This is a genomic window from Exiguobacterium sp. Helios (assembly GCF_014524545.1).
GTDB lineage: Bacteria > Bacillota > Bacilli > Exiguobacteriales > Exiguobacteriaceae > Exiguobacterium_A.
This window is the reverse complement of the sequence record NZ_CP053557.1, coordinates 2,149,982-2,175,631: the sequence shown is the minus strand read 5'-3', so window position 1 is coordinate 2,175,631 and position 25,650 is coordinate 2,149,982. Positions and strand designations below refer to the sequence as shown.

24 protein-coding genes and 1 riboswitch are annotated in these 25,650 nt (G+C 48.5%); of the genes, 21 read left to right on the top strand and 3 right to left on the bottom strand.

Going from position 1 to position 25,650, the window contains the following annotated elements:
• Positions 1–2: 2 nt before the first annotated feature.
• From fmt to HNY42_RS11385, 8 genes are all read left to right on the top strand, one after another.
• Positions 3–1,388, top strand: coding sequence for a methionyl-tRNA formyltransferase (gene fmt / locus HNY42_RS11420; RefSeq protein ID WP_188004514.1), 1,386 nt, complete (start codon positions 3–5; stop codon positions 1,386–1,388).
• Entirely contained in the window at positions 1,385–2,725 is a 1,341-nt protein-coding gene (rsmB, locus tag HNY42_RS11415; RefSeq protein ID WP_131502615.1) for a 16S rRNA (cytosine(967)-C(5))-methyltransferase RsmB, read from the top strand. Before fmt ends, rsmB begins: the two co-directional genes overlap by 4 nt.
• Before the next feature lie 24 nt (positions 2,726–2,749).
• On the top strand, positions 2,750–3,484 hold the full coding sequence (locus HNY42_RS11410; RefSeq protein ID WP_131972498.1) for a Stp1/IreP family PP2C-type Ser/Thr phosphatase: 735 nt from the start codon (positions 2,750–2,752) through the stop codon (positions 3,482–3,484).
• A gap of 2 nt (positions 3,485–3,486) precedes the next feature.
• Positions 3,487–5,412 carry a Stk1 family PASTA domain-containing Ser/Thr kinase gene (gene pknB / locus HNY42_RS11405; RefSeq protein WP_131502613.1) on the top strand — a complete coding sequence of 642 codons (1,926 nt, stop codon included), beginning with the start codon at positions 3,487–3,489 and terminating at the stop codon, positions 5,410–5,412.
• Between the two features lie 37 nt (positions 5,413–5,449).
• On the top strand, positions 5,450–6,355 hold the full coding sequence (rsgA, locus tag HNY42_RS11400) for a ribosome small subunit-dependent GTPase A (RefSeq protein ID WP_188004513.1): 906 nt from the start codon (positions 5,450–5,452) through the stop codon (positions 6,353–6,355).
• Between the two features lies 1 nt (position 6,356).
• On the top strand, positions 6,357–7,013 hold the full coding sequence (rpe, locus tag HNY42_RS11395; protein WP_131502611.1) for a ribulose-phosphate 3-epimerase: 657 nt from the start codon (positions 6,357–6,359) through the stop codon (positions 7,011–7,013).
• A gap of 23 nt (positions 7,014–7,036) precedes the next feature.
• A riboswitch (TPP riboswitch) is annotated at positions 7,037–7,143 on the top strand.
• Between the two features lie 64 nt (positions 7,144–7,207).
• On the top strand, positions 7,208–7,768 hold the full coding sequence (thiT, locus tag HNY42_RS11390) for an energy-coupled thiamine transporter ThiT (RefSeq protein ID WP_188004512.1): 561 nt from the start codon (positions 7,208–7,210) through the stop codon (positions 7,766–7,768).
• Positions 7,768–8,376, top strand: a complete 609-nt coding sequence (locus tag HNY42_RS11385) for a thiamine diphosphokinase (RefSeq protein WP_131502609.1) — start codon at positions 7,768–7,770, stop codon at positions 8,374–8,376. Before thiT ends, HNY42_RS11385 begins: the two co-directional genes overlap by 1 nt.
• A 55-nt stretch (positions 8,377–8,431) precedes the next feature.
• On the opposite strand, the gene HNY42_RS11380 is transcribed toward HNY42_RS11385, so the two are convergent.
• Together HNY42_RS11380 and rpmB are read right to left on the bottom strand one after the other, a co-directional pair.
• Entirely contained in the window at positions 8,432–9,835 is a 1,404-nt protein-coding gene (locus HNY42_RS11380; RefSeq protein WP_188004511.1) for an amino acid permease, read from the bottom strand.
• A 140-nt stretch (positions 9,836–9,975) separates the two neighbouring features.
• Positions 9,976–10,164, bottom strand: a complete 189-nt coding sequence (gene rpmB / locus HNY42_RS11375; RefSeq protein WP_012370787.1) for a 50S ribosomal protein L28 — start codon at positions 10,162–10,164, stop codon at positions 9,976–9,978.
• A gap of 283 nt (positions 10,165–10,447) precedes the next feature.
• On the opposite strand from rpmB, the gene HNY42_RS11370 reads away from it, so the two are divergent.
• From HNY42_RS11370 to rnc, 11 genes are all read left to right on the top strand, one after another.
• On the top strand, positions 10,448–10,810 hold the full coding sequence (locus tag HNY42_RS11370) for an Asp23/Gls24 family envelope stress response protein (RefSeq protein ID WP_026827974.1): 363 nt from the start codon (positions 10,448–10,450) through the stop codon (positions 10,808–10,810).
• 25 nt (positions 10,811–10,835) lie between these two features.
• Positions 10,836–12,509: a DAK2 domain-containing protein gene (locus HNY42_RS11365; protein WP_370528937.1), complete on the top strand. Its 1,674-nt coding sequence runs from the start codon at positions 10,836–10,838 to the stop codon at positions 12,507–12,509.
• Positions 12,510–12,601: 92 nt separating this feature from the next.
• Complete coding sequence (sdaAB, locus tag HNY42_RS11360; protein ID WP_131972502.1) at positions 12,602–13,264, top strand: L-serine ammonia-lyase, iron-sulfur-dependent subunit beta; 663 nt, start codon at positions 12,602–12,604, stop codon at positions 13,262–13,264.
• 4 nt (positions 13,265–13,268) lie between these two features.
• Positions 13,269–14,165, top strand: a complete 897-nt coding sequence (gene sdaAA, locus HNY42_RS11355) for an L-serine ammonia-lyase, iron-sulfur-dependent, subunit alpha (protein WP_026827977.1) — start codon at positions 13,269–13,271, stop codon at positions 14,163–14,165.
• Positions 14,149–16,179, top strand: coding sequence for an ATP-dependent DNA helicase RecG (recG, locus tag HNY42_RS11350; RefSeq protein WP_131502605.1), 2,031 nt, complete (start codon positions 14,149–14,151; stop codon positions 16,177–16,179). Before sdaAA ends, recG begins: the two co-directional genes overlap by 17 nt.
• 85 nt (positions 16,180–16,264) lie before the next feature.
• The gene (gene fapR / locus HNY42_RS11345; protein WP_114595475.1) at positions 16,265–16,834 is read left to right on the top strand and encodes a transcription factor FapR; all 570 of its coding nucleotides are present in this window, start codon (positions 16,265–16,267) and stop codon (positions 16,832–16,834) included.
• Positions 16,831–17,826 (top strand): phosphate acyltransferase PlsX, encoded by a 996-nt coding sequence (gene plsX, locus HNY42_RS11340; RefSeq protein WP_131502604.1) that lies wholly within the window; start codon positions 16,831–16,833, stop codon positions 17,824–17,826. Before fapR ends, plsX begins: the two co-directional genes overlap by 4 nt.
• Before the next feature lie 13 nt (positions 17,827–17,839).
• Positions 17,840–18,760 (top strand): ACP S-malonyltransferase, encoded by a 921-nt coding sequence (fabD, locus tag HNY42_RS11335; protein ID WP_131972505.1) that lies wholly within the window; start codon positions 17,840–17,842, stop codon positions 18,758–18,760.
• A complete protein-coding gene (gene fabG / locus HNY42_RS11330; protein ID WP_131502602.1) occupies positions 18,757–19,488 on the top strand; it encodes a 3-oxoacyl-[acyl-carrier-protein] reductase in 732 nt (243 codons plus the stop codon). The genes fabD and fabG overlap by 4 nt, the downstream gene beginning before the upstream one ends.
• 69 nt (positions 19,489–19,557) lie before the next feature.
• Entirely contained in the window at positions 19,558–19,797 is a 240-nt protein-coding gene (acpP, locus tag HNY42_RS11325) for an acyl carrier protein (protein WP_012370777.1), read from the top strand.
• Between the two features lie 58 nt (positions 19,798–19,855).
• Complete coding sequence (gene rnc, locus HNY42_RS11320; RefSeq protein ID WP_034769816.1) at positions 19,856–20,626, top strand: ribonuclease III; 771 nt, start codon at positions 19,856–19,858, stop codon at positions 20,624–20,626.
• A gap of 49 nt (positions 20,627–20,675) precedes the next feature.
• Here the strand turns inward: rnc and HNY42_RS11315 are convergent, their stop codons facing one another.
• Positions 20,676–20,876, bottom strand: a complete 201-nt coding sequence (locus HNY42_RS11315; protein WP_026827983.1) for a DUF1128 family protein — start codon at positions 20,874–20,876, stop codon at positions 20,676–20,678.
• Between the two features lie 126 nt (positions 20,877–21,002).
• Here HNY42_RS11315 and smc point away from each other — a divergent pair, with 126 nt between their 5' ends.
• Positions 21,003–24,572 carry a chromosome segregation protein SMC gene (gene smc, locus HNY42_RS11310; protein WP_188004510.1) on the top strand — a complete coding sequence of 1,190 codons (3,570 nt, stop codon included), beginning with the start codon at positions 21,003–21,005 and terminating at the stop codon, positions 24,570–24,572.
• Positions 24,569–25,573: a signal recognition particle-docking protein FtsY gene (gene ftsY / locus HNY42_RS11305; protein WP_114595480.1), complete on the top strand. Its 1,005-nt coding sequence runs from the start codon at positions 24,569–24,571 to the stop codon at positions 25,571–25,573. The genes smc and ftsY overlap by 4 nt, the downstream gene beginning before the upstream one ends.
• Positions 25,574–25,650 lie beyond the last annotated feature (77 nt).

Sequence of the window (25,650 nt, the reverse complement as noted above, 5' to 3'; positions counted from 1 at the left end):
CTATGTATAAAGTTGTAGAAGTACCAAATGAAGTATTGCGTCAAAAATGCCAACGAGTAACGAAGTTTGATAAGAAATTAGGGAAAATGATTGATCGTATGTTCGATACGATGTACGAATATGACGGCGTCGGACTCGCTGCGCCGCAAATCAATCAGCCGATTCGTGTCGCCGTCGTCCATACGGATGATGAAACGGGACCAATCGAGCTGATTAACCCGGAAATTATCGAAGCATCCGGTTCAGAAATCGATGACGAAGGATGTTTGAGCATGCCGGGAATTTTCGGACCGGTCGAACGGTTTGAGCAAATCGTTGTCAAATCACAAGACCGTCTAGGACGGAGTGTCAAAATTAAGGCGAATGGTTTTTTTGCACGGGCGATTCAGCACGAAATGGATCATCTGGACGGTGTATTGTTTACGGATAAATTAGTCGAAACAGAAGCATCTCCTCGCGTCGTCTTCATGGGGACGCCGGACTTTGCCGCAAAAACGCTCCGGGAAGTGATTGATGCCGGCTATGATGTCGTCGGTGTCGTCTCCCAGCCGGATAAACCCGTCGGACGCAAACGTGAAATCAAGCCGACACCGGTGAAAGAAGTAGCATTGTCTCACGAAATCCCGGTGTTACAACCAATTAAAATCCGTGAAGACTATCAAGAGCTGCTTGATTTAAAACCGGACTTAATCATTACGGCTGCTTACGGACAAATCGTTCCGACGGCAGTGCTCGAAGCCCCACAATACGGCGCGATTAATGTCCACGCGTCCTTATTACCGAAGTATCGCGGCGGAGCCCCGATTCATCAGGCGATTATCGACGGGGAAACAGAAACAGGGGTCACGATCATGTATATGGTCGACAAGCTGGATGCTGGAGATATGTTATCAAAAATCATCGTACCGATTGAAGAGCGTGACACGGTCGGAACGATGTTTGACAAGCTCAGTGCTGCCGGTGCCCGATTATTAATCGAAACATTACCGCAGTTGATTGCAGGTACGTTGACACCGGAAGCGCAACGGGAGGAAGACGTCACGTTTTCTCCGAATATCAGCCGGGAACGGGAACGACTTGATTTTTCACGTCCCGGAGAAGCGTTATACAATCAAATTCGCGGAATGAATCCCTTCCCGAGTGCGTATACGATGCTTGGTTCAGACCGTCTGAAAGTCTACTTTGCTGAAAAAGTCCCGGGTCACGGACCGGCGGGCGAAATCATTGCCCTCGAAGCCGACGGACCGGTCATCGCAACCGGATCTGATGTCGCATTGAAATTAGTAGATGTACAACCGGCCGGAAAAAAACGGATGGACGGTGCCACATTTATGCGTGGTGTCGGACAGACATTGACGATTGGACAGAAAGTAGGCGAACAAGCATGAATGTCAGAGATGCAGCAGTAACAACTTTATTAAAAATTGGTCAAGGTGGGGCTTTCTCCACGATTTCCGTCCACCAGATGCTTGAAAAACGTGCTATCTCAAAAGCGGATGTCGGCTTATATACGGAACTGGTGTACGGAACGCTCAGCCGTGAATTGACACTCGACTATATTTTAGAACCGTTCTTAACGAAACAAAAGAAGCTGGACCCATTCATGCGTCCGTTATTACGGATGAGTGTCTATCAACTGTTTTATCTCGACCGGATTCCGGATCACGCCGTCATCAACGAGGCAGTCGAGATTGCCAAGACACGAGGTAAACCGCATATCGCGAAAGTTGTTAACGGTGTGTTGCGGAACGTCCTTCGACAAGGAAAACCTGATTTCTCAGCGATTCCTTCAGTGGTCGACCGAATCAGTATCGAAACAAGCCATCCGGCATGGCTCGTCGAACGGTGGATTGAATTATTCGGAGAAGAAGAAACGTGGCAGATGTGCCGACTGAACAATGAACCGGCCCCCGTTACCGTACGTGTCAACCGGACCCGGACAGACAGACAAGAAGCGATTGAATTACTGGAAGCCCAGGGCGTCAGTGCGAAACCAGCCCATGCGGCACCAGACGGTCTAGAAATCATCAGTGGCAGTGTGCAACAGACGGATTTATTGGAACGTGGTTACCTGTCGCTCCAGGACGAAAGTTCGATGCTGGTTGCTGCAGCGTTAGGCGCACAACCAACAGACCGTGTCTTGGACAGCTGTGCGGCCCCAGGCGGGAAAGCGATGCATATCGCGGAAGGTTTGGCGAGCGGCTCGTTGTTGGCACTGGATCTTCATCCACACAAAGTGAAATTACTAGAAAAACAGGCAGTTCGTCTTGGACTTGAAAATGTTCAGGCGGAAGCACTGGATGCCCGTCAAGCGGGAACACGTTTTGAGGAGGCGTCGTTTGACCGGGTGTTGGTCGACGCACCGTGTTCGGGACTCGGTGTCATTCGCCGGAAACCCGATATCAAGTGGACGAAACGTCCGGAAGACTTAACGCAGTTGCCGGTCATTCAGCGGCAGATTCTGGAAGCGGTTCTTCCGCTGGTCAAACTGGATGGAACATTCGTTTATTCAACCTGTACGATGGATCCGCTCGAAAATGAGCAGCAAACGGACTATATTCTCAGCCAAGGATTTGTTTTTGACGAGACATTCAAAACACGGATGCCGGAAGCCGTTCAATCGCTGATTGGTGAACGGGCTGAATTAAAATTACTCCCGACATCACTTGGTACAGATGGTTTTTATATCGCTGCATTCAAAAAAGTGAATGAACCAACAGGATAATAAAAAACGATGAGGAGGACGGGTATGGAGTTAGCTTATTTGACGACGACTGGAAAGGTCCGTTCAAAAAATGAGGACACGGTCTTATTGGTAGGCGATGCGACACAAGGATTAGCTGTCGTCGCTGACGGCATGGGGGGACATGCAGCCGGTGAAACGGCGAGTGCCATCGTCAAGCAGATTTTTGCCGAAGCATACGCAGATATGCCAAACCGCCCGATGGAGTTATCTTCCTGGATTGAACGATTAGTGAAAGAAGCCAATGCGCAGATTCAACGTTTTTCTCAAGTCGAAAATTTGTCGATTGTCGGCACGACGATGGCCTGTGTCTGCTGGTCGGATGATTTACTTGTCATTGGACACGTAGGGGACAGCCGCGTCTATGCCCTGGAAGAAGGACAATTAAAACAGCTGACGGATGACCATTCCTATGTCAACATGCTCAAACAATTAGGGGAATTATCGGAAGCAGAGCTTGAAAATCATCCCCGTCGTAATGTCATTACACGATCCGTCGGTTCGAACGAGTCCGTGGATGTCGACATTCAAGTCCGGGATGCACCGGACTATGATATCGTGTTAGTGTGCAGCGACGGCTTGTCGGATGAGGTGCCTCATGAAGTCATCGAGCGGTTGCTTCAAGAAGATGCACCGCTCGATACGATTGTCGAACGTCTCGTGTCCGAGGCGAATGACCGGGGAGGCGCAGACAACATTACGATTGCTGCAATCCGTTTTAAAGAAAGAGAGAGGATCTGAATATGCGTTACGGAGATCGATTGAACGACCGCTACCGCATAGAACGGTTAGTTGGAAATGGCGGGATGGCAAACGTTTATCAGGCATATGATGAAATCTTGAATCGAACTGTCGCAATCAAAATTTTACGTACAGAGTTTTCGCATGATGAACAATTCATCCGTCGATTTGAACGAGAGGCACATGCTGCGACGAGTTTAAATCATCCCAACATCGTCGCGGTTTATGACGTAGGAGAAGAAGAAGCGATTTATTATATCGTAATGGAATATATTGATGGCATGACACTGAAAACGTATTGTGAAGGGCGAGCATTGCCGGTCGCAAAAGCGATTGACATCATCAGCCAAATTTGTGATGCAATTGATCATGCCCATGCACACCGGATTATTCATCGCGATATCAAACCGCAAAATATGCTGGTCCGTGAGGATGGGACTGTCAAGGTGACCGATTTCGGCATTGCGGTCGCCATGTCGAATGCGACCCTGACCCACACGATGTCAGTCCTCGGATCCGTGCATTACTTTTCGCCGGAACAGGCAAAAGGAAAATTTGCGGATGAAAAATCAGATATTTATTCGCTGGGAGCCGTTTTGTACGAACTCGTGACGGGGCAAGTTCCGTTTGAAGGCGATTCACCGGTTGCTGTCGCACTGAAACATCTGCAAGATACTGCCCGTCGTCCGACCTCGTTAAATCCGGCTGTGCCGCAAGCTTTAGAAAATTGCATCATGCAAGCTCTCTCGAAAGCGCCGCATGATCGGCAACAAACGGTCGCTGCCTTCAAAGAAGACATGGTGACCGCGATGTCAGCTGAACGGGCAAGTGAAGGCATTCGCGGTGACGATTTGATGGAAAAAACGATGGTGCTCAGTCCAGTGTCCCTGCCAACAGCAGACATCGAACACACAGCACCGGTTCCGAAGGTCGCTACCGTCATGTCAAAACCAGAAAAGAAAAAGAAACGTGCGTGGTGGATCATCTTATTATTGTTATTCATAATGGCTGGAGCCGCAACGACTTTTGCCATGTGGCCTGACCCGACGGTCGTCGTTCCGGATGTAACGGGGAAAGATGCCGACGACGCGGAAACGAAGCTTGAAAAAATGGGATTCATCGTGGAATCGACCGAACGCTCAAGTGATACGGTGGAAGAAGGGTTCGTCATCAGTCAGTCACCGCGTGAACAGGCGACGGTTAAAAAAGGATCGACGGTGGATTTGATCGTTTCGACAGGAAGCGATCCGGTCGAGGTGCCGGACGTCTCAGATGAGACAGAGAAAAAAGCGATCGCCATCTTAAAGGACAGCGGTTTTGAAAAAGTGGATGTCGAACGGGAAGACTCTGAAGACATCAAACGTGGGAATGTCATCCGGCAATCCATTTCAGCTGGAACGGAAGTCATCGCGAAAGAACAGATGATTACCATCACGGTCTCAAATGGATCACCCGTATTCGTTCTGAAAGATTTGACTGACTTATCGAGTGCTGAAGCAAAAGCTTATTTGGATGAGATGGGACTGGACGGGACGTTTGAACAGGAGTTCTCAAGTGAGGTCGCGCTCGATCAGGTCATTCGTCAATATCCGCAAGCCGGTGCGCAAGTCGAACCGAACGATTCGGTAACGGTCTTTATTTCTCGCGGAGAGGAAGAAAAGACCATCACGGCGACGTTCCCCGAGAAAGTAGTCTATGATGGCGTCAGTGAAGACGAGGAGCCTGCGCCACGTCAACTCGTCCGGATTGAGACGGAAGATGCCAAAGGAAAACGAACCGTCATCGAAGAATCGATTGATCAGGATGAAACGTTTGATGTTCCATTGACGATTGATCCGGGAGAAGAAGGCAAGATTACGATTTATAAAGATGACGAAGTTTACCGGGCGAAGACGATTACGTACAATCAGGCAAAATCACAAGAATAACGAGCAGGACGTTAATCCTGACAAAGGAGGGCATAGGATGGCAGAAAATCGAATTGAAGATAATCGGGATGGAACGATTATCCGTTTACAGGGTGGCTTTTATGATGTCATGACGCCTCAAGGTGAAATCCGTTCACGGGCACGCGGTAATTTCAGAAAACGGGGCATCAGCCCTGTCGTCGGCGATGAAGTCGTGTTACACATCGAAAGTGAGACCGGATATATCCTGGAAGTAAAAGACCGTCAAAATTTCTTGGTCCGCCCACCAGTTGCCAATATCGATCAAGCTTTGTTGGTCGTATCGGCAGCAGAACCTGATTTTTCTGCCCATCTGTTGGACCGGTTTTTAGTGTTGATTGAAGCAAAGGAAATTCAACCGATCATCATCTTGACGAAGATGGACTTGTTACAAGGTGAAGCCGAACAAGGGGTATTGGAAGCCATTGCCGCTTACCGGACCATCGGATATCACGTCATCGAAACTTCAAGTGAGACATTGGCCGGAGTCGAATCTGTCCGTCCGTTGTTAAAAGATAAAACGAGTGTCCTGGCCGGACAATCCGGTGTAGGGAAAAGTTCGTTGTTGAATGCCTTGGAACCTTCGTTGGCACTGGAAACGAGTCATATTTCGAAGGCACTTGGTCGTGGACGCCATACTACCCGTCATGTGACATTGATTCCGCTTGGCGAAGGCTTAATTGCAGATACCCCGGGATTTTCGAATCTCGATTTTCCGCACGAAATGGAACTCGAGGAGTTACGATGGTGTTTCCCTGAATTTGTTGCTTTACAGGACGAATGCAAGTACCGTGGCTGTCTGCACTTGAATGAGCCCGGTTGTGCCGTTAAAAAAGCCGTCGAGGCCCATGAAATCATGGCTTCCCGGTATACGAATTATGGTATGTTTGTAGAGGAAATCAAGAATCGGACGCGGAGGTATTAAGATGATTAAAATCGCACCATCAATCTTATCAGCAGATTTTGCAAATTTAGAGCGGGATGTCAAAGCAGTTGAAGCGGCGGGAGCCGATTATATCCATTTTGATGTCATGGATGGTCAATTTGTTCCGAACATTTCCTTTGGACTCCCTGTATTAAGCAGTTTACGTCAAAAAACAGATATGGTTCTCGACGTCCATCTCATGATTGATCGTCCGGAAAACTTTGTCGAATCCTTCGTTGCAGCAGGTGCTGATATCGTAACCTTCCACGTGGAGGCGACGAATCATGTCCATCGTGTGTTGCAACAAATCAAAGCAGCTGGAGCGAAAGCAGGAGTAGTACTCAACCCGCATACGCCGCTGTCGACGATCGAACACGTGCTTGAAGATGTGGACATGGTCTTATTGATGACGGTCAATCCGGGATTCGGCGGACAAGCGTTCATTCCAGGTGTGATGAAGAAATTAAATCAACTGGCTGCAATGAAAGCAGAACAAAATCTATCCTTCGAGATTGAAATCGATGGTGGAGTTAATGCGGAAACAGCAAAATTATGTATCGAGAATGGGGCAAACGTACTTGTTGCAGGTTCCGCTATCTACAATGCACCGGATTATTCAGAAGCAATCACTAGTATTCGGAATGCTGCTCACGTATAATAGGGGCAGAATCAAAATTAAATGATGACCGCAAGGGGTGTCGCGTCAAGCGGCTGAGAGAAGTGATTGGACTTTAACCCTTCGAACCTGTTCCGTTCAGACGGACGTAGGGATGTGGCGCACGCAGGCAGTACGGCGTTCGTCGTACTGCCTTTTTGCCGTCCTGCGATTTTATTTTTTAGGAGGAAAAAAGGATGAAACGGCTACAAATGTTAATGGAAATTGCAATCTTTGCAAGTCTTGGTGTGGTGTTCGATTTATTGATCCCATTTAAAATGCCGCAAGGTGGTTCAATTAGTTTAGCGATGTTACCGATTTTCGTCATGGCGTTTCGTCACGGCGTTGTCGGTGGGGTCGTGACGGGAGCGCTCGTCGGAACGATTCAACTGATGTTCGCTCCACAAATCCTGACGGTCGTCCAGCCGTTACTCGATTATACGATCGCGTTTGGAGTCGTCGGACTGAGCGGACTGTTCGCACGGAAAGTCAAAAAAGCAGCAGCAGCCGGGAAAAATGGCCGTCTAATGGCGATTGTACTAGGTGCGACATTGCTTGGTGCAGGTTTCCGTTATGTCTGTCACGTCATTAGTGGAATCGTGTTCTTCGCTGAGTATGCGGAAGGTCCGGTCGTCCCGTATTCGTTGATCTATAACGCGACGTATATGGTTCCATCGTATCTGTTATGTGGTATTGTCGCAGGACTCCTGTTTACGACAGCACCACGACTTCTTCGTTATTCAGCACGGGGTGTCTGATGCGGGTTGTGATTGTAGCGGCCGGTCCGGCGGAAGACATCCCGTCCCTGAAACCGTTTATGGATGAGAAGACGGTTGTCATCGCTGTTGACGGAGGTGTCACCGTTTTGGCACAGCAAGGTTTCGCTTTTGACTTGGCGATTGGGGACTTTGATTCTCTCGGATACAAACCGGAAGGAGCGATCATCCATCCGGCTGAAAAGGATGAGACCGACTTGGAACTGGCTTTACGACATGTCAGTCAACAGTATGAAGCAACGGAAGTGTTAATATTCGGTGCGACCGGAGGACGACTTGATATGACGCTTCAAAACGTCTATCTGCTAAAACAATTTCCGGCAGTCCGCTTGATGACGAAGCGGGAAGAGGTTCGTTTCTTACAGCCGGGGACGTATGAGATCGAGGCAGATGGATTTCACTATCTCTCTTTCATCCCGCTCGTTCCGACATGTTTGACCCTCCGCGGGGTCAAGTACCCGTTGACGAATCATGACGTGCCGGTCGGCGGATCATTGACCGTCAGCAATGAATGGACACATCACGGAGTGGCGAACGTGACGGTGCATACCGGTGAAGTGATTGCTTTAAGAAGTTTGTCAGACCACTAAAAAACGTGATCGGCTTTAGGATATCCTAAAAGTCGATCACGTTTTTTGTAGTTTTTTAAGATTCCAATGTCGAGCTGGCTGCCTGACGTTCAGTTTGAGCCGCAATATGTTTTCCTTTGACGAACAGGTGGTAAGAGGCCCACGTCAAGAGGAAGAATGGAACACCTATATACAGCGCAATCCGTTGATCCGCTTGGAATGCCAAGCTGATCAGTACAAGCATGTTTAAAGAGAACGAGATAATCGGCAAGACCGGGAAGAACGGAGTCTTGAATTTCAATTCACTGACAGCATGTCCCTCTTTGATGAATTGACGACGGAAGGCGATCTGTGAAGCAGAAATCGAAATCCAACCGACTTGCGCACCGAGTCCGGCGAGTGACAACAACCAGATGAAGACGGTATCTTCCGCGAAAAAGGCAGTCAATAGTGATAACATCGCAAACAGCATCGTAAAGCACAAAGCGCGCATAGGTACTCCGCGTGAGTTGACGATGGCAAGTTTTTTCGAAATCATGCCTTCTTGTGACATCGACCATAACATCCGAGTAGCAGCGTACAACCCCGAGTTCCCGACCGACAGTAAGGCTGTCAACACGACGATGTTCATTAAATCAGCTGCATAAGGAATTCCGATGGCATCAAATACCATGATGAACGGACTGCTGATGCCGCCGGCTGTTTCGTAAGGAATCAAGGCGCCGACAATCGTAATCGAGAGGACGAAGAAGATGAACGTCCGCCAGACGGTATTACGGATTGCTTTTGGAATCGATTTTTCTGGATCGTTTGATTCTCCGGCAGCAACCCCAATCAATTCGGTTCCTTGGAACGCAAAGTTGACGGCAATCATCGTCGTCAATACCCCCAGGGCGCCGTTCGGGAATAATCCGTTTGAAGTAAAATTGGCGAACAAACTTTCCGGACGTGCTGCCGCCATATCAATCCAGCCAAACCAAGCCGCTCCCCCGAGCACGATGAAAAATAGAATGGCAAGGACTTTCAGGCTCGAGAACCAAAACTCAGCCTCCCCGAAGGCTTTTGCGGAGACCGCATTGAGACCGAATAAAAGGACGGTGAAAATCGCACACCAGATGACGATTGGTGTATCCGGAAACCATCGATCCATCAGACTGCCGGCTGCCGTGATTTCGAGCGCCACCGTGACAGCCCAACCGAGCCAGTAAATCCAACCGACGGCAAATCCGATACCCGGTCCGATGAACCGTGTCGTATACGTTTGGAAAGATCCTGAGACCGGCATATGGACAGCCATCTCCCCTAAACATAACATCGTCAGATACATGATGGTCCCACCCACGATGTAACTGAGAACCGCCCCGAGCGGTCCCGCTTGCGAAATCGTCAATCCAGAACCGAGGAACAGTCCCGTACCGATAATCCCTCCGAGTGAAATCATGAAGAGATGTCGGCTTGTCATTTCTCTTTTTAACTGCATGTTGACCCTTCCCCCTTGAAAAAAATAACTGCTCACTTATTGTAAGCGTTTTCAATTATTCAGACAATTAGTTTATAAGAAAAATAAAAAAAGAACAAAAAAAGAACCGGAAGGGAAGATTCCCATCCGGTTACTGCGCCTTATACGCGTTCGACTTTACCTGATTTGAGCGCTCGAGCTGAAACCCAAACCTTTTTAGGTTTACCGTCAACGAGGATACGTACTTTTTGTACGTTGATTCCCCAAGTGCGTTTCGTTTTGTTCAATGCGTGTGAACGGTTGTTTCCCGACTTCGGCGATTTCCCAGTAACGTAGCATTTACGTGCCATGTGTTCCGCCTCCTTTTATGTTGTTTTGCGTTCGTCCTAATAGACACTTTGCTATCTTAGCATGCTGTTAAGACGGTTGCAACATAAAAAAAGTAGCTGACAAGAAAAAAACTTGACAGACAACCTCAAAATTTAAAATAATGAATGAGGATGATGGTAAAAGTTCATTTGACCGCTACTATTTTTCACATATTCATTGTATAGTCAGTACGGCGACTTTTCAATAGTAGGTCCTTATAGTAGAATTATGAGAAGAACACAATTAACAAAGGGGGCTACTCAAGTGGCGATCGAGATGAAAACGACTTATGGAAAAATTGACGTAGACAATGATGTCGTTGCGCAACTTGCAGGCGGAGCAGCGATGGAATGTTTTGGTGTCGTTGGTATGGCATCCCAGTCGCAAATCAAAGACGGACTGGCTGAACTGCTGAAACGCGAAAACTTTGCCCGTGGTGTCATCGTGCGGCAGGTATCAGAACAAGTTCACATCGATATGCATATCATCGTGAGTTACGGTACGAAAATCTCAGAAGTCGCAAACAACGTCCAGAGCCGTGTGAAATATTCACTCAGCCAGGCACTTGGTTTAGAAGTGACATCTGTGAATATTTTTGTCCAAGGAGTCCGCTTGACGAATGTCTAAGGCGGGAATAGAGGAGGAAACTTTAGTGAGCGTAGATCGTTTAACAGGAGCGCAACTGGTCAAGATGATCCAGAATGGCGCAGCGAATCTCTATCAAAATGCGGATTTTGTCGATTCGCTGAACGTTTTCCCGGTCCCAGACGGTGACACGGGAACAAACATGAATTTGACGATGACATCGGGTTCGAAAGAAGCCGCAAAAACAACGACAGACTCGGTCTCAGAAGTTGCCACGGTTTTTGCACGTGGTCTTTTAATGGGAGCACGCGGGAACTCAGGCGTTATCTTAAGCCAATTGTTCCGTGGTTTCTCGAAATCAATCGAAGGAAAAGATGCGATTGATACAAAGGAATTCGCAGATGCCCTGCAAAAAGGGGTCGACACAGCGTATAAAGCAGTCATGAAACCTGTCGAGGGAACGATTTTGACAGTAGCACGCGAGACAGCTGTTGCAGCCATTGCCCAGTCAGAATCAACGACCGATCTGCTTGAGTTGATGCGCGGTATCGTTGAAGCGTCAAAAGTATCACTTGAAGGCACACCAGACTTGTTACCTGTACTTAAAGAAGTCGGCGTCGTCGATTCCGGTGGTCAAGGTCTTGTTTGTATTTATGAAGGATTCCTTGCGACACTTGAAGGGAAAGAACTTGAAAAACCGCATGCACCGGTCATGGAAGCACTCGTCGAAGCAGAGCATCACAAATCGGCTCAAAGCTTCATGTCGACGGAAGAAATTCATTACGGCTACTGCACGGAAATCATGGTTCGTTTCCAGGACGATAAACTGGCGAAAACACCATTTAGCGAAGAAACCTTCCGGAATGAGCTCGCGGAATTCGGGGATTCATTACTCGTCGTCGCAGACGAAGAGTTACTGAAGGTCCATGTTCACGTCGAAACACCGGGTGAAGTCATCACGAAAGGTCAACGTTTTGGTGAACTCGTTGCCGTCAAGATCGAAAACATGCGTCAACAGCACTCGACGATCCTTGAAGAAGAGGGCGTCAATCAAGTGGCAGCTCCAGTCGCGACGAAAGCAAAAGCGCAGTCGGCACTTGTGACGGTAGCGATGGGTGAAGGAATCAGCGAACTCTTTAAATCACTGGGTGTCAGTGTCGTCATCGAAGGCGGACAAACGATGAACCCGTCAACGGAAGACATCGTTAAAGCGATCGAAGATGCCCATGCGGAACATGTCTATGTCTATCCGAACAACTCAAACATCATCATGGCGGCCGAACAAGCGGCATCAGTGGCCTCTTGTGGTGTGACAGTCGTGAAATCGAAAACAGTTCCTCAAGGACTTGCCGCGACAATCGTCTACAATCCGGAAGCGACAGTCGCTGAAAACGAACGTCATATGATGGATGCGATCGCAGCAGTCAAATCTGGTCAAGTCACATATGCCGTCCGCGATACGAGTATCGATGGTGTCGAAATTAAAAAAGATGATCATATGGCGATTGCTGAAAAGCAAATCATCGCAACGGATCGTTCGAGTCTCGGTGCGGTCAAGAAACTCGTTGACACACTCGTGACGGACGAAGATGAAATCATCACAGTCCTGTTTGGTGAAGGCGTGGCGCAAGCAGAGGTTGACGAACTTGTTGCTTACATCGAATCCATCAATCCGGAAGCGGAAGTAGAAGTGCATGACGGCAAACAGCCACTCTACTCGTATATCCTGAGCGTCGAATAATATAAAACGTGAACGTACCTTTTCACACATCCCACCATCTGCGATAATAGAGGTGGGATTTTTGTTTAGTTGGAAGAGAGGGGAAAAAGAAGATGAAGTACCGAAGTGTATTTGATATCATCGGACCGATTATGGTCGGACCATCCAGTTCGCATACAGCGGGGGCAGCGCGAATTGGATTAATGGCAGGGAAACTGTTTGGCGAACAACCGACGGATATTACGATTACGTTTTATGGATCATTTGCGGATACGTACCGGGGACACGGAACGGACGTCGCCATTATCGGCGGTGTCCTTGGCTATGACACGTTTGACGACCGGATTCCGGAATCGATTAAGATTGCGGAACAAAAAGGGATCCGGATTCATTTTGAAACAAGTGAGGCGTTGACGGACCATCCGAATACGGCTCGCGTTCATTTGACGGATGGACAGGCGGAGTTTGAACTCGTGGGTATTTCAATCGGCGGGGGAACGATTGAGATTACCGAGTTGAACGGTGTGCCGTTAAAGTTGTCAGGCGGTGGACCGGCCTTGATCGTCCTGCATCATGACCGCTTTGGTGCGATCGCAGCCGTCACAAGTATTTTGGCCGATTATGAAATCAATATCGGACACATGGAAGTATCGCGTCATGAAAAAGGTAAACAGGCATTAATGGCCATAGAAATCGATGACCGGATGCCGATTGCTGTACTTGAAGAAATCAACCGGTTACCACAAGTCGAGCGTTCTGTCATGATGGGAGAGTGAAGAGATGTTTAAATCCGTAAAAGAACTCGTCGCACTGGCGACTGAAAAAAATGTACCGATTTCAGAAATCATGATTGAACAGGAAATGACCGTTAGGCACCTCGAGCGGGATGAAGTCCTCGGGATGATGGAACGGAATCTCGAAGTAATGGAAGCGGCGGTCGAACGTTCGTTGACAGGGGACGGCGTCGAGTCCGTCACCGGTCTGACCGGCGGCGATGCGGTCTTGCTGCAACGATACCGGGCGAGCGGTCAAGGCTTATCCGGTGATCTGTTGTTAGATGCCGTCAGCAAGGCGATTGGAACGAATGAAGTCAATGCCGCGATGGGCAAAATTTGTGCAACACCGACGGCTGGTAGTGCGGGCGTCGTCCCGGGAACATTATTCGCAGTTCGGGAACGCTTGAATCCGAGTCGCGAACAGATGCTACGTTTCTTGTTTACATCCGGAGCATTCGGCTTCGTTGTCGCGAACAATGCGTCCATTTCCGGCGCAGCGGGCGGATGTCAGGCGGAAGTCGGTTCGGCAACGGCAATGGCGGCGGCGGCAATCGTTGAAATGGCGGGCGGAACACCCGATCAATCGGCCCATGCGTTTGCAATCGCCCTTAAGAATATGCTCGGACTCGTCTGTGATCCGGTTGCCGGACTTGTCGAAGTACCGTGTGTAAAACGAAATGCCATGGGCGGAGCGAATGCGCTTGTTGCAGCTGATATGGCGTTAGCCGGTATTACGTCACGGATTCCGTGTGATGAAGTCATCGGAGCGATGTATGAAATCGGTCAAATGATGCCATCCGCTTTACGGGAGACGGCCAAAGGCGGACTTGCCAACACACCGACCGGACGCTGGCTCGAATCAAAAATCTTTGGGGAACTCTCGAATGAATCCATTAAGTAAAGTGACTGCACTAAAAGGAGTAGGGCGTGATTTAGCCCGTAAACTCGAAGAAATGGATATGCTGACGATTGCGGACGTGCTTGAGCACGTCCCGTTTCGTTATGACGATTTTGTGACCGGCAGTCTGACAGAAGCGATCCATGAAGACAAAGTGAAATTCACGGGGCAGGTTCAATCGGAAGCGCTTGTCCGTTATTATGGAAAAGGAAAAAACCGGCTCACATTCCGTCTGCTTGTCGAAGACCGTTACAGCGTCACCGTGACGATGTTCAACCGTGCTTTTTATAAAGATCAGTTAAAACTCGGCGAAGAAGTGACGGTCAGTGGCAAATGGGATTTACACCGAATGACGATTTCGGCGACGGAATTACAATTCGGAGCGATTGAGGGGGAATTGACGCCGGTCTATTCGCTAAAAGGAGATATGCGGATGAAGACATTCCGGCGGGTTGTCGAACTGGCTTTTGCCGAAAGCGAAACACTCGAAGAACGCGTTCCGGATAACATTCGCAAAACGTACCGGTTACTTGATCGCATGACGATGTTGCGTCGGTTGCATTTCCCGACGACCCGGCAAGATTTGACGACCGCCCGGAGAAGTTATGTGTATGAGGAATGCCTGTACTTCCAACTGAAGTTACAGACGTTACGTCTCGGAAAACGAAAGGGACAAGGTCTTGCTTTGCCGTTGTTCCAGCAAGAAATCGACCAATTCATCGCAGCGTTACCTTTTCCGCTCACGGGAGCACAGCAACGTGTGACGGAAGAAATCTTAGCCGACATGCATCGACCGGAACGGATGAACCGGCTTCTCCAAGGGGACGTCGGAAGCGGGAAGACGGTAGTGGCAGCTATCGCCCTCTTCACTGCAGTCCGTGCCAATAAACAAGGGGCATTGATGGTGCCGACAGAGATTTTAGCGGAACAGCATGCTTCATCACTGGCTCCATTGCTCGAGCCGCTGGGAATCAAAGTAGGATTACTGACGAGCTCCGTCAAAGGAAAAAACCGGGTGCTCCTACTGGAAGCATTAAGGCAAGGGGAAATTGATGTGTTGGTCGGGACACATGCCTTGATTCAAGATACGGTCATTTTTAAGGATCTTCATCTTGTCATCACGGATGAACAGCACCGGTTTGGTGTCGAACAACGAAAACGTCTCCGGGCGAAAGCGGAGAAGGCGGATGTTCTTTATATGACGGCAACACCGATTCCACGGACACTTGCGATTTCCGTGTTTGGTGATATGGATGTCTCAATCATTGACGAGATGCCGGCAGGAAGAAAAGAAATTGAAACTTATTGGGCAAAACCGGAACAAATGGAACGTGTCTTTGGATTTGTCGAAAAAGAGTTACTGCTCGGTCATCAAGCGTATGTCATCACGCCACTGATTGAGGAATCTGAATCACTTGATGTTCAAAATGCAATCGAACTGCATTTGCTTTTGACAGAACGGTTTTCCACGCAACGTGTCGGATTGATGCACGGTCGTCTCAGTTCGTCAGAAAAAGACGACGTCATGCAAGCCTTTAAGGAAAATCAAGTGCAAGTCCTGGTTTCGACAACCGTCGTCGAAGTCGGTGTCAACGTCCCGAATGCCTCGATCATCGTCATTTATGACGCGGAACGATTTGGTTTGGCCCAATTGCACCAGTTACGTGGTCGGGTCGGGCGGGGAGCAGCCCAATCGTTTTGTATCCTGATTGCCGATCCGTCTTCCGACACAGGAAAAGAACGGATTAAAACGATGACAGAGACAAACGACGGATTTAAGTTGGCTGAAAAAGATTTGGAATTACGCGGAGCCGGAAACTTCTTTGGAACCGAGCAAAGCGGATTGCCCCGATTCGTGCTGACGGATCCGGCACTCGACATCCAAGTGATGGAGACTGCACGAAACGACGCAGTTCGTCTGTTACGTTCCGATGCCTTTTGGCAACAACCGGAGTACGCAGTTTTACGGCAATACATCGAACAGCAGGGACTGCTGGACGGAGAAAGAATCGAATAATACTTGAAAGTGAACAACAAGGGATATATACTACTATTAGTACCAGGTGATAATGGTAAACATCCTTCTTGTGGGAGGAACGTACATGCGGGTACCTAAAAAAGAGCGACAAACTGAATTACAGCATACAATTGAACAAAATCCGTTCATTACGGATGAAGCATTAGCGACTCATTTCAACGTCAGTATCCAGACGATTCGTCTGGACCGAATGGAAATGAAGATTCCGGAACTACGTGAACGTATTAAACACGTCGCGACGGAACGGTTAGATGATGTGCGTACATTGACTGAAAATGAAGTCATTGGTGATATGATTGACCTGAAACTGGATACATCGGCGATTTCGATTTTAGAAATCCTACCGGAACACGCGTTCAGCCGAAATGCGATCGCCCGCGGACATATTTTGTTTGCCCAAGCGAACTCATTGGCAATCGCCCTGATTGATGATGAACTGGCCTTGACGACAAAAGCCAATGTCCAGTTTACGCGATCCGTCCACGTTGGTGAACGTGTCGTGGCGAAAGCATTCGTCAGCTCGCATCGACAAGATGGACGATCGGACATTAACGTCGAGAGTTTTGTCGGCGATGAGTGTGTGTTCATCGGTGAATTTACGGTGTATCGAAGTAGTAAGGAGGAGTCAAGATGATTTTAGCAGTAGACGCAATGGGAGGAGATCATGCTCCACGCGCCATCGTAGAAGGAGTCGTCCAATTTTTAGCGGAACGTCCAACGGAACAGGTTGAAATTCGGTTGGTCGGCGATGAATTAAAGTTACGTTCGTATGACATCAAGGATCCACGTGTGAAAATCGTCCACGCTGCATCCGTCATTACCGGGGAAGACGAGCCGGTCCGCGCAATCCGTCGCAAGAAAGATAGCTCACTCGTGGTGGCTGCAAACCTGGTGAAATCAAAAGAGGCAGATGCTTTGATTTCAGCAGGCAACACGGGTGCACTCATGACAGCCGGATTGTTCGTGATCGGTCGAATCGAAGGAATTGACCGTCCGGCATTAGCGCCGACTTTCCCGACACGAAATGGAAAAGGGGTCGTCATCTTAGATGTCGGTGCCAATCCAGATGCAAAAGCAGAACATCTTTTGGATTATGCGATCATGGGGTCGGTCTACGCAGAACAAGTCAGAGGAATCAAACAGCCAAAAGTGGCGTTGCTGAATATCGGATCAGAAGCCGGTAAAGGGAACGCACTGACGAAAGAGACATATCCCCTGCTTGAGGCCGCTCCAATCCATTTTGTCGGGAACGTTGAGGCGCGAGAAGCGATGAGCGGTGAAGTGGATGTCATCGTAACGGAAGGATTTGCCGGAAATACGCTCTTAAAGAGTACAGAGGGTGCCGCCAGCATGATCATGGGCGTCATGAAAGAACAATTCATGAGTTCGTTCAGTTCAAAAATTGCGGCCTTGATTCTAAAGCCGAAACTGAAAAAAATGAAACAACTGCTTGCCTATGAAGAATACGGCGGAGCCGGATTGTTCGGGATTGCCGCTCCGGTCATCAAAGCACACGGCTCAAGTAATGCCTATGCATTCAGCCGGGCATTGGCACAAGCAGAACAAATGGTTGAACAGCAGGTAGTCACAAAAATCATCGAGGCAAAGACAACGAAAGAAATCTAAAGGGGTGAGACGGATGGGTAAAACAGTTTGGATGTTTCCAGGTCAAGGTTCACAAATGCCAGGAATGGGACAAACGCTTCTACATCATGAAGAGTCACGTCAAGCATTGATGGACCTTGGGACACGGATTGGTCTCGATTTAACGGATTTATTGACGACGGGGACAAAAGAAGATTTGAAGCCGACAGAAATAGCACAACCTGCCATCGTTGCACACAGCACGTTGCTTGCGAATCGTTATGCGGCACTTGGTCATCGACCGGACTTTGTACTCGGACATAGTGTCGGAGAGTACAGTGCACTCGTTGCAGCGTCTGTGTTAACAGCAAGTGAAGCGGTTTACCTCGTTCGCGAACGAGGTAATCTGATGAATCAAGTGACAGGCGGTACGATGGCAGCTGTCATCGGGTTGAACGATGTCGAAGCCGCACATCATGCGGTCGAGTCCATCGCGGCAACAGGAGAGATCGTCCAAATTGCAAACTACAACTGTCCGGGACAATTCGTGATTTCAGGACAAGTTGCAGCTGTCGAGGTGGCGACTGCGAAATTAAAAGAGTTGGGTGCGAAACGTGTCCTACCGCTTGATGTATCGGGAGCGTTCCACTCGTCGTTAATGACTCCATTCGCCTCACGATTTGAAGATATCTTGGTTTCTTCACCTTTCCAGGCGGCGAAAACAAAATTCATCTCGAACGTCGATAGTGATTTTCACGATCAGCCGGATGAATTGATTCGTTTACTGGTTCAACAATTGTATTCACCGGTTCGTTTTGAATCTTGTGTGGAAAAATTGATTGAAGAGGGTGCGGATACATTTATCGAATTCGGTCCGTCGTCACCACTTAGTGGGCTCGTCAAGCGGATTAAAAAAGATGTCAAGATCGTCAGCATCACGACACTTGAACAATTGGAAGCGGAGGCGATTCGTTGAATAAAGTAGCACTCGTAACCGGTGCATCACGCGGAATCGGAGCCGCTATCGCCAAACGTTTGGCGACAGACGGATTCCGGATCGTCGTGAACTACGCCGGTAATACAGCAAAAGCAGAAGAAGTCGTATCATCTATCGTTGATGCCGGTGGTGAAGCCATCGCCGTCCAAGCAGACGTTGCAGACGCTGAACAGGTGAAAGCATTGCTGAAGACGACAATGGATACGTACGGCCAGTTGGATTGCGTCGTCAACAATGCCGGTATCACGCGGGATGGTCTGTTGATGCGAATGAAAGAAGCCGATTTTGACGCCGTTCTGAATACGAACTTAAAAGGTGCGTTTCTTGTGACGCAAGCAGCGACGCGCCCCTTGTTGAAATCGAGCGGCCGCATCATCAATATCGCTTCCGTCGTCGGAATCACCGGTAACCCGGGTCAAGCCAACTATGTGGCGGCAAAAGCCGGTCTGATCGGATTTACGAAGTCGGTCGCACGTGAACTGGCGAGCAAAGGCGTTACGGCAAATGCGATTTGTCCCGGTTTCATTGAAACCGATATGACGGATGAATTGACAGAAACACAACGCAATCAGACACTCGACCAAATTCCGTTAAAACGATTTGGTCAGACGGAAGATATCGCGTCGCTTGTCAGTTTTATCGCGTCAGACAATGCCCGTTACATCACTGGTCAAACTTTGGCAGTCGATGGCGGCATGACAATGTAAGTGAACTGTGGTACTACTTTGCCAAATTGGCAATCATCTTATATACTCAACTCATGGAGGGATTTTCAAATGACAAAAGAACAAATTTTAGTAGACGTGCAAGAAGCAATCGCAGAGAAATTAGGCAAAGAACAGAGTGAAATCACACTCGACAAATCGTTCAAGGACGATCTCGGAGCAGATTCACTTGAAGTCATGGAACTCGTTATGGATCTCGAAGACAAATTCGAAATCACAATCGAAGATGACCAAGCAGAAAACTTAAAAACAGTTGGCGATGTCGTCAGCTACATCGAAACACAAGTCTAATACATGAAGCTGGACCCACCGTGTTTTTGCGGTGGGATTTAGCTGTTTAGGAGGCATTATGACGAATCAAAAGGGACGTCGTGTCCGAAAAGGACCGTATGTAAAGCGACGGAAAGACTCACGGGCTTTGGCGCAAATTGAACAGAAGTTCAGCCAGTTGCAAGAACGGCTGGATATTCATTTTGCGAATGTAGAACTATTGAAGCAAGCATTTACGCATTCTTCTTTCGTAAATGAACAACGTGAATCAGATGGAGATAACGAACGTCTGGAGTTTTTAGGCGATGCCGTATTAGAATTGACGGTCTCCAGGTATTTATTTCAGCACTATCCGGAACGTTCCGAGGGGGAATTAACAAAGCTGCGTGCGGCCATCGTGTGTGAGCCGTCACTGGTCCAGTTCGCGAATCATTATGAGTTTTCTGAAATGATTCTACTTGGCAAAGGGGAGGAACTGACAGGGGGAAGAAATCGTCCGGCGTTACTTGCGGATGTGTTTGAAGCCTTCATCGGAGCCTTGTATTTGGACCAAGGGATTGAAGCTGCAGAACGATTCCTCGCCGAAGCGGTTTTTCCGAAAGTGGCGTCTGGATTTTTTGAAGAACAAACTGATTTTAAAAGCCAGCTCCAAGAAGCCATCCAACGGGTCGGACTTGGACAAATCGAGTATGAAATCATTGAGGAACGTGGTCCGGCGCACAGCCGTGAGTTCATCTCGCGCGTACACATCGCGGATAAGCTGGAAGGCATCGGGACCGGTCGTTCGAAAAAAGAAGCCGAACAGCAAGCAGCTAAACAAGCATTGCTGGAACTTAAAAACAGCTTCTGACATGGAAAAGGCACCCATTTTAAAATGGAGTGCCTTTTTTTGAGGAATCTTAAACGGTTTTGAGTGATTTCAGTTCGTCGACGATAGCATCGACTTCTGCTAACGTCAAGGACTCACGCATCATGACGAAGTCATAAATCTCTTTTAAATCATCATTTTTTGTTCCGTCGAATTGTTCCGCCTTGATGACGCCTTTGTTGATAATGTTTAATTTATCCAAAATGTCTACAATCATTTGTTCAATTGTCATGTCTTAAAATCTCCTCTTCATTTCTTTAAGCCTAACATTACCATAAAAGCTACCATTTTGTAGACCTTTCGGCTATGGTAAACTAAAAGAAAATCAAAAAGAAATTTAAACATATGGGTGGTCAAGATGTACTTAAAACGAATTGAAATCAATGGCTTCAAGTCATTTGCCAGTCGGACGGAGCTCGACTTCCTTCCGGGAGTCACAGCCGTCGTCGGACCAAACGGCAGTGGGAAGTCCAATATATCGGATGCTGTGCGCTGGGTGCTCGGTGAGCAATCAGCTAAATCATTACGCGGTGGGAAAATGGAAGATGTCATCTTTGCCGGAAGTATCACGGAACACCGGAAACAATTTGCGGAAGTCACGCTCGTGCTCGACAATGAGTCGGGGACTGTTGCCTTGCCGTATCAAGAAATCAATGTAACGCGGCGTGTCAGCCGGAACGGCGACAGTGATTATTTTTTAAATAAAAAACCATGCCGATTAAAAGATGTTCTGGATTTATTCATGGATACCGGATTGTCGCGTGACGCGTTCGCCATCATCGGTCAAGGACGGGTCGAACAAGTGATTTCCGGAAAGCCGGAAGAACGACGCGCGGTCATCGAAGAGGCAGCAGGCGTCTTAAAATACCGGAACCGTAAAAAACAAGCCGAACGAAAGTTAACGGATACAGAAACAAATTTGTCACGGGTCGACGACATCTTATTTGAACTGGGTGGACGAATTGAGCCATTACGGGAACAAGCATCACTGGCAAAAGAATTTTTAGTTGCACGGGAACGGTACGACTTCTTGGAACGGGGCATCATTGTAACCGAAATTCAACAATATAAGACACAGCTTGCTGACGTGTCGACGGAAATCGAATCGTGCCAAGCTCAGTTATTGATGGAACAAGACCGGTTGCAAGATACGATTGCAACACGGGAAACGCAAGAAACGTCGCTAGAAGAGACACGGCGACTTGAGACGGAGATGCAGGATCGTTTACGGCTTGTCTCGAATAAACTCGTTGAAATCGAAGGGGCTTTGAACCTGGCGAAAGAGCGGGAAAAACACGGGGCGGAAATGAAGGCGCGTCTGGAACGGGAAGTAGCAGTTGCCGAACAACGCGTAGCGCAAATCGAGCAAGAGGAACAGGCGGTGCTGAAACAACAGCAACAGACACAGCAATTGTACCTCGATACTGTTGCGCAACGGGAACAAGCCGATGCTGCCTTGTCTTACTCCGATCGGGATTTTGAAAAAGAAGCCGAACAATTACGTTCGGAAGCCTTTGAAGTGGCCAGCCGTCTGGCGGCGGCAACGAATGCTTACCACCGTGCCAAACAAGATCTTCTTCATGCAGAAGAACAGCAAATCAGCTTTTCTGAAAATGTCGGGTCAAAACAAACGGACCGCTCGACGTATGAAGCCGAAACGATCCGTCTGGGGCAACAGGCGGAAGAGTTGCGGAACCGTTTAGAAACGTTGCGTCAAGAAGAACACGCACAACAAGACCAGCACCGTCAGCAACAAGAGACGTTGCGGCAAATGGAGCAATCCATCATCGATCTCCACCGGCGTCGCGATAAGACGGAAGACCGGATCGAGTTTTTGGAATCGGTCAAAGCGGACTACAGTGGCTATTTCGGAGCCGTCAAAACCGTTTTGAAACAACGTGACCGGATTGCAGGGATCCATGGCGCTGTTGCGGAACTGATTACCGTTCCTGCCCGTTTTGAGGCGGCAATCGAAACTGCTTTGGGCGGAGCGATGCAAAATGTCGTCGTCGATACAGATGTCACAGGCCGGAAACTGATTCAAGAACTACGTCGATTGAATGCCGGTCGGGCGACATTCATGCCGCTCGCGTCCATTCAGCGTCGTGAACTGAGTGCTTCCGTGCAAGAAAGTCTATCCGGCATGTCCGGCTACCTCGGCGTTGCGAGCAATCTGGTCACGACACGAGAAGACTTCACAAAACTGAAAGAGAATCTGCTGGGGACGACTTTGGTCGTTGAATCGCTTGAACAAGCGAATACGATTGCCCGTTCGACAGGACACCGTTACCGGATCGTGACGCTCGAAGGCGATGTCGTCAACGTCGGGGGATCGATGACGGGAGGCAGCCGGAAAAAAGGAACACCTCTCTTCAGCCAGTCGCGTGAACTGGAAGAGTTGCAGACAGGATTAAAACAAGGTCAGGATGTTATTCGGGAACAAGAGCGACGCCGTGATGAAATGAGAACGGCTAACGCACAACTTGCCGGTTCACTTGAAGAAAATGTCCGCAACATTCAACTGGTCCAGGCGCAATTGGAAAGTGTCCGTGAAGCCTTTACAGAGGCGAAGCGCAGTCTTGCCGTCACCGCCTCGGAATTATCGGTTCACGATGGTCAGCTGAATCGTCTTGCTGAAGAAGCGACCGAAGCAAAAGCAATCATTGCAACATCAGAGCAGGACATGGAACAGTTGACGAAACGCCAAGTGAAACTGCGCCAGGCTCTCGATCAACTGAAAGAAGCGCAGTCACGCGGGGCTGTTGCAGTCGAGGAATTGAAACAACAACAAGCTGAAGCATTGCTTGAGGAACGGACGGTCAGTATGACACGCGATCAAATCGACCGTGAAGTCATGCGTCTCCGGGAGACACTGAGTCATGCGAAATTAGAAAGAAGCCATAAAAGGCGTGATTTGAAGCATATTCTGGAAGGATTCGATGAAGCGAAGATTGATGCGCTGCACGTTGAAAAAATGCAGATGCAACAAGAACAAACTTCAGTCGAACATGAATTGACGCTTGTGACAAAAAAAATCCGGCAGGCAGCAGAAGATTTGCGTCTGTTACGGATTCAGGAAGCGAAATTGACGGAAGCACGTCAGGGGACGACGCAACGTCTCGATCAAGCCCGACTCGCCCAGGGACGACTCAGCACACGTCTTGAGACACGTCATGAAATACTGGAAGATATGGGGCTGGTCGCGGACTTGATCCAACCATTGACCACTTCATTCGAGGAAGCCAAGGAAGAATTACATCTCTTGAAACGGCAACTCGAGGAAATCGGGATTGTCAATCTCGGTGCCATCGATGAATTTGCTGAAGTCGATCAACGCTTTACGTTCTTGGCGACGCAGCGTGACGATTTAGTCAATGCGAAAACTGATTTGTATGCTGTCATTGAAGAAATGGACCGGGAAGTCGTCCGATTGTTCAAACAGACATACACCGCCGTTCGGGAACATTTCCGGGAAACCTTCCGTGAACTGTTTGGCGGCGGGGAAGCCGACTTGATTTTAGTGGATCCAACCGACCTCTTGACAAGCGGTATCGATATCGTAGCCAAACCACCCGGCAAAAAGTTACAAAATCTGTCCCTATTGTCCGGTGGGGAACGTGCCTTGACTGCGATTGCACTGCTATTCGCCATCTTAAAAACACGACCGGTCCCATTCTGTGTTCTCGATGAGGTCGAAGCGGCCCTCGATGAGGCGAACGTCGCCCGATTTGGAGAGTTCGTCCATCAACTGGCACGCGAGACACAGTTCATCATCATTACCCACCGAAAGGGAACGATGGAGTCTGCCGATGTCCTGTATGGCGTTACGATGCAACAAAACGGTATTTCTGAAGTATTATCCGTTAAACTGGAAGAAGCGAGACGGACACTCAGTGAAGAAGTAGAACCAAAGGGGATAAAAAAATGAGTTTCTTTAAAAAATTAAAAGATCGTCTGACGACATCCACGCAAGAAGTGACGTCGAAGTTTACAGAAGGCTTGACGAAAACACGGGACGGGTTGGCGAATGCCGTCAACGATCTCGTCTACCGTTTCCGTGAAGTCGACGAAGATTTTTTCGAAGAGTTGGAAGAAGTATTGATTCAGGCCGATGTCGGTGTCACGACAACGATGGATCTTGTTGAAAAGTTAAAAGTTGAAGTCAAACGTAAAAACGTCAAGGATACAAAAGAAGTGCGTGACGTACTGGTCGAAGTCGTCGCGAGCATGTTGGTGGAAGAGGAAGAGTCGGAACTGGATCTCAGTCACGAACTCAATGTCATCTTATTTGTCGGTGTCAACGGCGTCGGGAAAACAACGACGATCGGTAAACTGGCGAACCGTCTGAAAAACGAAGGCAAAACGGTCATGCTCGCAGCCGGAGATACGTTCCGGGCCGGTGCCATCGATCAACTACAAGTCTGGGGTGAACGTTCCGGTGTGCCTGTCATTCGTCAAGGTGAAGGGTCGGACCCGGCGGCAGTCATCTATGATGCGGTTCAAGCCGCTAAAGCACGAAAAGTCGACGTCCTGATTTGCGATACTGCCGGTCGACTGCAAAACAAAGTCAATTTAATGAATGAACTCGAAAAAGTAAAACGTGTCATCGAACGGGAAATTCCGGGGGCGCCGCATGAAGTATTGCTTGCGCTTGACGCGACGACCGGTCAAAATGCGATGGTTCAAGCAAAAGCCTTTAAACAAGCGACGGATGTCAGCGGGATCGTTTTGACGAAGCTCGACGGAACAGCGAAAGGCGGAATCGTCCTTGCGATTAAGAACGAGTTGGATTTGCCGGTGAAATTCGTTGGTCTCGGTGAAAAAATTGATGACTTACAACCGTTCGATGCTGAACAATTCGTATATGGATTATTTGGAGATGTCTTTGAAGAAAAAGAAACGGTCGAAGAAGTCCGAGAAGAGGACTGACCACGATTTCCTTGTAAAGAAAAAAACTTGACAACACACTGTGAGGGCTGTACTATACTATCTGTAAAGGAATTTCA